1 protein-coding gene is annotated in these 1,689 nt (G+C 69.6%); it reads right to left on the bottom strand.

Annotated features, from left to right (window positions below):
* Positions 1-1,588 (bottom strand): asparagine synthase (glutamine-hydrolyzing) (asnB, locus tag JMF90_RS36090; protein WP_201326251.1); only part of this gene is annotated, 1,588 nt, incomplete at its 3' end.
* Positions 1,589-1,689: the final 101 nt, after the last annotated feature.

The raw sequence follows: 1,689 nt of genomic DNA, 5'->3' as shown, positions 1-1,689 counted from the left end.
CCATCGCCGCGCGATCGACCTTCGCGAGAATGTCGGTCGGCAGGTACGTGAGCGTGTCGATCGCCATCGCCTGCTCGGCGAAGCTCAGGTGCGCGGGCCAGGCGGACACCGTGTCGAGCGGCGTCGGCGGCTCCTGCCCCGACAGCGCGAGGCGCTCCGGATGATGCACCGACGACATCAGCAGCCGGTACAGCCCGATGCGACTCTCGGCCGTCATCACATGGCCGAGCTTGTGCAGGCGATCGCCGATGCGCGACGCGGATTCGCGCGCTTCCACACCGCCGCCGAACGCACCCTGCGCGACGGCCGCGAGCTGGTCCGCGTGATCGGGCCGCAACGCGTGCAGCGCGGCGGCGATCCGCGCACGCACCGCCGCCGGCACGCGATGCAGCTTGCGCCACAGGCGTGGCGTCAGGAAGTAGCGCGTATAGCCGCCGAACAATTCGTCGCCGCCGTCGCCGGACAAGCTCACCTTCACGTGCCGGCGCGTCAGTTCCGAGACGAGAAAGGTCGGGATCTGCGACGCATCGGAGAACGGCTCGTCGTAGATCGACGGCAGCTTCGGCACGACGCCGAGCGCATGGTCGGCCGTCACGTAAAGCTCGGTATGGCGCGTGCCGAGATGGCGCGCGACGGCCTTCGCGTAACCGGCTTCGTCGTAGCCGGCCTCGTGGAAGCCGATCGTGAACGTGTCGACCGGCGTCGCCGATTGCGCCTGCATCAGCGCGACGATCGCCGACGAATCGATGCCGCCCGACAGGAACGCGCCGAGCGGCACGTCGGCCTCCATCTGCCGCGCGACGGCCTGGCGCAGGACCGTGTCGAGCTGGCCGACGGCTTCGCCGGCGCTGCCCTCGAACGGCTGCGCGCGGCCGGCCTCGATCGCCTGTTCGAGCGTCCAGTACGCGCGCAGGCGCGGCGTGTCGCGCGCATGTTCGAACTGGATGTACGTGCCGGGCGGCAGCTTGCGGATGCCGCGATAGATCGTATAAGGCGCGGGCACGCTCGACTGGCGCAGGTACAGGCACAGCGCGTCGCGGTCGACCGTGCCGTCGAAGCCCGGGTAGCCGCGCAACGCCTTCAGCTCGGACGCGAACACGAGCGCGTCGCCGATCCGCCCGTAGTAGAGCGGCTTCTCGCCGATCCGGTCGCGCGCGAGCGTCAGCACTCGCGACGCACGATTCCACAGCGCGAACGCGAACATGCCGGTCGCGCGGCGCAACGTGGCCTCGACGCCCCACGCGACGATCGCCGCGATCAGCACCTCGCTGTCGGAGTGACCGCGCCACGCCGGTGCACGCCCTGCGCGCTCGAGCTCCGCGCGCAGTTCGCGATGGTTGTAGATTTCGCCGTTGAAGACGAGGACGTAGCGACCGCACGCGGAAGCCATCGGCTGCCGGCCGTGCACCGACAGGTCGACGATCGCGAGCCGCCGGTGGCCGAGCGCGATGCCGGCATCCGGGTCGACCCAGATGCCCTGCCCGTCCGGCCCGCGATGCGCGAGGCTCGCCGTCATTCGCGCGAGCGTGCCGCGCGCTGTCTCCTCATCGAAGGCGACGCTATTCAGAAAGCCGTCGATTCCGCACATTGATTTGTCTGCCCCTGTTGACCTGGTCCGTCACGGGTGGCGCAACCTCGCGGCCCGCCGTCGGGCGTGACGGTCGAGCCATATTACGAAGAAATAAATCA

It is taken from the genome of Burkholderia sp. E168m23 (genome assembly GCF_016586125.1).
GTDB classification, from domain to species: domain Bacteria; phylum Pseudomonadota; class Gammaproteobacteria; order Burkholderiales; family Burkholderiaceae; genus Burkholderia; species Burkholderia orbicola.
Note: the sequence above shows the minus strand (reverse complement) of the source record. Positions and strands in the feature narration are given on the sequence as shown.